We start from the raw sequence: 5629 nt of genomic DNA, 5'->3' as shown, positions 1-5629 counted from the left end.
CCCTTGCGGGCCACGGCGATGACGTCACGACGGAACTCCGCCGGGAACGGCTTGGGCACGATGCTGATCCTTCCAGCGAGGCCCAGGGCCTCACAGGCAAGGAGTCAACCGAACCGGGGGCAGTCCCGATCGCCAGGCCAGAGCGTCTGACCGGACGGCCCTGAGGTCATCCCAACCACGCCAGCCTCAGATGATGCGGCGTTGGCTGCCGCTAAGGACGAGACAGGGAACTTCAGCTCATAGGCCGGCTCGGCATGAGCAGTCCCCACATCCGCCCGATGTACGAGCATCTGCACCTGCTCAACCCGGGTGACTAAGGCTTGCTGGAGAAGTGGGGCGGCTGGACTGATGCTGCCACCTGGCCGGATCCGGGTGACTTCGCGCTTGAGCCGATCTACCTGCACCACGGAAGCCGCGTCAGCGAGCTTCGCTGAACAGGGGACGCGTCAGGGGTTTCGTCACCACCCAACGCATGAGAAGCCTTCCTGTCCCTCGCAGCCGGGAGGGTACGTCGGGTTCCTCGCAGTCAAGGCCTCGCCGCTTCGCGGTGGCCTGCGGCCAGCCTTGACAGCTCGTCAGCCCGACGAGAATCGGCATCTAGCGAGGGAAAGCTAGAAGCGGGCCAGAGCTCCCGCCTGTGACCGTCCTCACCCTGCGTTGTGGTGCAGTGACTTCCCTAAGGCTCTCGGTGAGGGTAGAACATGCCAACCCTCCGCGATAAACTATCCGGCTACCCAGGAAGAAGGGAGGGGAAGTCATGGCCGACAAGACAATACGCACGGACGACCTGGACGGGGAATCGCTCGCTACCGAACGAATCTGCTTCAGTCTCCGCGGAAAAGACTACGAGATCGACCTAAGCGAGGAGCATCTTCACGAGTTCGACGCAGCGCTCAAACCCTACACCGAGAAGGCTCGTGAGATTGAGCGGCCGAATGTGGTGCCTATGCACCGAGCATCCCGGAGCGGTCGCCAGCAGCCGACGCGAAGCAAGGAAGACGTGGCGAGAGTTCGAGATTGGGCCACGAAGAACGGCCACAAAGTCAGCGAACGCGGCCGCATCCCCACCAAAGTCCTTAAGGCCTATGAGGAGGCGCATCGACAGTAGCAGGATTCTGAACCGGTATTTTCACCTCACATACCGATAGAACGTCGCCCGTGAAATCCCCAGGGTTTGGCAGATTTCCGCAACGGTGTTCCGCCTGTCAGCTGCAAGCGTCCGCAGCTGCTCGACCTTCCTGGGGTTGAGGCGCGGTGGCCTTCCACCGAGCCGGCCACGTGCTCGAGCTGCCGCTAGACCTGCATGCGTCCGCTCACGGACCAAGTCCCGCTCAAACTCTGCCAGCGCCCCGAAGACGTGGAAGATCAGCTTGCCGCCGGAGGTGGTGGTGTCGACCTGCTCCTGCAGGGAGCGGAAGCCGATGCCCTGGTCTGCAAGCTGCGTGACGGTCTCGATGAGGTGGCGCAGGGAGCGCCCCAGCCGGTCAAGCCGCCAGACGACGAGGGTGTCTCCAGGTCGCAGGTGTGACAGGGCCTTTGTAAGCCCTGGCCGGTCATGGAGTGCACCTGAGGCGGTGTCGGTGAAGAGCTTCTCGCAGCCAGCCGCACTGAGTGCGTCTTGCTGGAGGGCGAGGGTCTGGTCATGCGTTGAGACGCGGGCGTAGCCAATCAGCATAGGTCGTACTAGAAGAGAGGCAACTGGCCACTCTTCTCCATGTCCCGCCGGCGGTAGTGCAGCCCCAGGACTGCCTTATACATGACGCGCGTCAGGTGAAAGACCGCGTCGATCTCCTGCTCAGTCGGCACCCGGCCGAACTCGTCCTGCAGGGCAACGGCAATCTTGGCCTTAAGAAGCTTGCCCTTCCTTTCCTTTAGTGTCATATACATTACTTGTATCAGAACCCGTCACTTATGTCAAGATATGAGACGTAGATATTGAGACGGGTAATGAGACAGGACGGCGAATCTAGGGACAGCGTCTGGGTCGGGTCGGCGAAAAGTGTCTCATAAACGGTCGTTTTTGAGACAGACCCGCGTAGCCTCGTCTGTAGCAGCATTCCTCCGAGACTCTTGCAACGCATGAGCTTTTACCGGATAATTAGTTCGGAACATGAAGCATCATCAACAAAATACAGTCGCGTACGCCGGAGTTGCACTGATCGTCGTACTATTCGCGATGGCGGTCGTAAGCATGCCAGCCAGTCAGGGGCATGATGACTCGCCAGCAATGCCGGAGCCGACCAAGGTCGCCCAAGAGCAGCTGCTCGGCGAGGAGAAACCCTTCTGGGAAGGGACGCAACAGGTCCAGGTCTGTCAGAAGCCATACTATTCAAGTCAGGATTGCGGGAAGCTCGACGTCACATTGACCGGGGGTCGCTCGGCAACCATTCACCTTCCTTCAGGAGGAATGGTCGAGACTCGGAGTGTCGCCTGTTACACTGCCGCAATTGCTGACGGACCAAAATACGTGTTCTGCCGGAGTTGGGATGGCGATGCTAATCAGTGGGATTTCTTGCCTGTATGGGTCAATCTGTAGGCCTTGGTTATGCCGTTTCGTCTAGCGGTGGGGCTGGATAAAGCCAGGGTATGGCCGGCCTTCTCAAACTACTCGTCGAAGCCAAAGGTCTCCTTCGTGCCGTACTCATCGGCAACAGCCATAACCATGCATTTTATGAAGCTCACTGCGGCCGGCGCCTGACGGGATTTCTGCTCGGCCGCTTTGCTACGCTGCAGGTCATCAAACACTAAGATGGGTGCAACCAGCTCGGCAGCCGAGCATCGGCAGGTTGGTCGGCTCACGTGAGCAGTGATGCGAAGACCTTCGCTACAAAGTCGGGGATCTCTGCAGGCAACTTGATGGCTGCAAGCGTCCGATTTGCCTGCCGACCATAGCTGTATCGATACTGATTTGCTTGGATGCATCGCGCCCACCAGAAGCGTTCCGCGAACGACATCGACGGATCGTTCGGCTTAAGAATCATGATGTGATAGGCGGTAATAAAAGGTTCCGGCTGCACGAACGTCGAGAGCACCGAACCACTTAATGCTACTGTCAGCTCGCCACTTTCCCCGACTGAGACGCCCTCAGGTACCAGGACGCGGGCGGTCACCCCGTTGTTGGTGGCTGAGCGGCCGATGAAGTTGACCCCGTCCGGCTCCTCAACTCGCTTCAGGCGGTTGAGCTCGAGGGACTGTCCGTAACGCAGGTGGAATAGCTCATCGACGCGAAGCGTGGCGCTCTCTGAACGGCGGACCTGCATATGCGTTGTCGGGAAGAAGTTGCTCCAGGGGATATTGGACAACGATGGCTCCGGCACCATCGCTACCCAGTCGGGAACCCCATCCGGGAGGACGATGGTGCCCAGGGTCCGGTTTGCTTCACGGCCGAAAGCGCCGTACCGGAAAGCGTTATGCCTGATGCACACCGCATAGAATTGGCGTTCCACCAGACTCATCCCCGCGTTAACCGGGGTGAGCACTGCGACGTTCTGAGCGGTATAGAAGGGCTCCTGTTGGACAAAGGTTGAGAGGGTCGCGCCACCCAAGGCTACCGTGAGGAGCCCGGGTGCATACGGCTCGATGTCTGGGATAGGCGCCACGTGGCCGGACACGCCCTGGTTCTGGCCACGCCGGCCGACGAATGCGATGCCCCCGGACGTGACCGGCGTCATCTTGTTCATGTCCAGCTTGTTGCCGTAGGCGACGTTGAAGATTTCGTCGACGCGCGGCATTACTTGTCCCCGCCAATGCCGGTGCGCTTCAGGCTGAAGAGCGCGTAGTCGAGGATCGCCGCCTCGAGGTCAGCCTGGGTCAGGGTGGCGTAGTCAGTCTCCATGTAGGCCTCAGCCACCCACTCGTCGTCAGGTCCGACCATGGCCATCACTGACTCACCCGCATGAACCTCGCGGTTGCGGAAGGAGGCCACCCAGTGATCCCGGATACCGCTCCAGCGCAGATCCTGGTCGATGCGGCCCAGGTGCTTCGTCTTCACGAAGCCGTCCTCGCGCCAGTAGCCGAACCAGGTCTTCTTGTTGGACGTTGCGTGCGGGATGCCGGCGGTGAAGACCATGACGCAGGTCACGACGCTTACGGGATGGAAGAGCTCCGTCGGCATGGACATCACTGCCTCGAGGGTGTGCTTGGAGAGCAGCGCCGCCTTGTGGGGCGAGGGCGCCGTCGCGCAGGACATGGGCACGATGGCAATACCCCGGCCGCCATGCGCCAGCATGTCCAACATGTGTTCCACGAAGCGCAGTTCGTGCAGGTCGGCCTTTGACTTGGAATAGGGCGGGTTGATAAGCCCGACCGTTGGCTTGCGCTTCCTGATCGCCCCGGTGATGGCGGTGTCAAAGCAGGAGCCCTGATGCAGGTTGGCCTTGCCATCGCCCCGGAGAATCATGTTGGAGGCACCAAGGGCGTACATGGTGGCCTGCTGCTCAACGCCGATAAGCTGGTTGCTCTTGATGCTCGCGACCTGGCGGTCGGTGGTCGCCATCGACGCCATCCGAACCATCGCCGAGATCAGAAAGCCGCCGGTGCCGGTGCACGGGTCGACGACAACGTCATCCGGACCGACGTTGGCCAGCTGAGCGAACAGTTCAGTGACGTGCTTGGGAGTGAGGACAATGCCCAGCCCCTTGCCGTCTCCCCCGGTGTACTTGAGAAACTCTCCGTAGAAGCGGCCAACAACGTCGAAGTCGTGATAGATGGTCAGGAAGGGCAGAACGTGCTCAGCCAGCATCGTCACGATCTCATTGAGCAGGCCCTTGGGATACGCCTTTGTTTCCTTACGCAGTTCCGGGTGGACCTCGATGCCCGTGAACGGTTGGGTCATGTTCTCAACCTTGGCCACCGGTAATCTTGCCTTCTTGACCTCCTTCTGGATGGCATCAATCCAAAAGCCGGGGAGCTCGCGTGCCGGATAGGCTTGGTAGGTGTTCGCGAAGATCTCGTTGTGCAGCGCAATCAGCGTGCCGGCAACCAGGAGCGGCTTTTCCTTCTCCTCAAGCTCTGCTTCGTCTCGCATGAAGACGTGAAGCGTCTGGGAGAAGGAAATGAGATCAGACGTCCGCTTTGCCTCAACCGCCGGATCGAAAGAGGCAGACCGAAGGTAGTCGGACAAGGGCACGATTTCGTTGATGTCCGCACCGGTCGGCGCGATCAGAAGCCGTTCCTGCGTCTCACCCTTGGTCAGCAGGAAGTTGTCGATCTTCAGGAGCCGTTCGTCGCCACTGACGGCGACTGCAACCACGGTGTAGTGGGGCGAGAGGGCACGGGCGTAATGGAGGACGCCATCAACGGCAAAGTCAGCCGGCCGGTTGCGCTGTGGAGACTCGTGCTGTGCGACAGTCGCCTTACACTCGACCACGATGACGATGTCGGGCGCAGCGGTCGTCGTGATGATGAACTCAGGCCTGCCGACTCCACCCCGGCCGGACTTGCCCGCCTTGGACAGTGCGGTGCGGATAGTCGCCACCGCTGACTGCTGCTTCTCGACTGAGCAGCCCTGTGTCAAGCCGCCGCCGCGGCGTCCCGGTTGAGGTATCGGTTGAGGGCGCCGTGGCGGTCGGGGTTGTAAGGCTGGTGGTCTTGCCAGCAGCGCCAGACGACCAGCGTCCAGGCGCGGGCG

The 5629-nt window shown here is 60.7% G+C and carries 6 protein-coding genes; 1 reads left to right on the top strand and 5 read right to left on the bottom strand.

What is annotated here, in order from left to right:
- The first annotated feature begins 757 nt into the window (after positions 1–757).
- Entirely contained in the window at positions 758–1108 is a 351-nt protein-coding gene (locus ACI8AC_RS25085; protein WP_456900578.1) for a histone-like nucleoid-structuring protein Lsr2, read from the top strand.
- Between the two features lie 21 nt (positions 1109–1129).
- On the opposite strand, the gene ACI8AC_RS25080 is transcribed toward ACI8AC_RS25085, so the two are convergent.
- From ACI8AC_RS25080 to ACI8AC_RS25060, 5 genes are all read right to left on the bottom strand, one after another.
- Complete coding sequence (locus tag ACI8AC_RS25080) at positions 1130–1675, bottom strand: recombinase family protein (protein WP_456900577.1); 546 nt, start codon at positions 1673–1675, stop codon at positions 1130–1132.
- 8 nt (positions 1676–1683) lie between these two features.
- A complete protein-coding gene (locus ACI8AC_RS25075; RefSeq protein ID WP_456900576.1) occupies positions 1684–1881 on the bottom strand; it encodes a hypothetical protein in 198 nt (65 codons plus the stop codon).
- 723 nt (positions 1882–2604) lie between these two features.
- Positions 2605–2745, bottom strand: a complete 141-nt coding sequence (locus tag ACI8AC_RS25070; protein ID WP_456900575.1) for a hypothetical protein — start codon at positions 2743–2745, stop codon at positions 2605–2607.
- A gap of 50 nt (positions 2746–2795) precedes the next feature.
- Complete coding sequence (locus ACI8AC_RS25065) at positions 2796–3731, bottom strand: hypothetical protein (RefSeq protein ID WP_456900574.1); 936 nt, start codon at positions 3729–3731, stop codon at positions 2796–2798.
- Positions 3731–5476, bottom strand: coding sequence for an HsdM family class I SAM-dependent methyltransferase (locus tag ACI8AC_RS25060; RefSeq protein WP_456900573.1), 1746 nt, complete (start codon positions 5474–5476; stop codon positions 3731–3733). The genes ACI8AC_RS25065 and ACI8AC_RS25060 overlap by 1 nt, the downstream gene beginning before the upstream one ends.
- Between the last annotated feature and the right edge of the window lie 153 nt (positions 5477–5629).

The sequence above is a fragment of the Geodermatophilus sp. SYSU D00758 genome (genome assembly GCF_054049955.1).
This window is presented reverse-complemented; position numbering and strand designations above follow the sequence as displayed.

Coding starts and splice junctions, on each gene's coding strand:
- ACI8AC_RS25085 (WP_456900578.1), top strand. CDS start 758: ATGGCCGACAAGACAATACGCACGGACGACCTGGACGGGGAATCGCTC.
- ACI8AC_RS25065 (WP_456900574.1), bottom strand. CDS start 3,731: ATGCCGCGCGTCGACGAAATCTTCAACGTCGCCTACGGCAACAAGCTG.
- ACI8AC_RS25075 (WP_456900576.1), bottom strand. CDS start 1,881: ATGACACTAAAGGAAAGGAAGGGCAAGCTTCTTAAGGCCAAGATTGCC.
- ACI8AC_RS25080 (WP_456900577.1), bottom strand. CDS start 1,675: ATGCTGATTGGCTACGCCCGCGTCTCAACGCATGACCAGACCCTCGCC.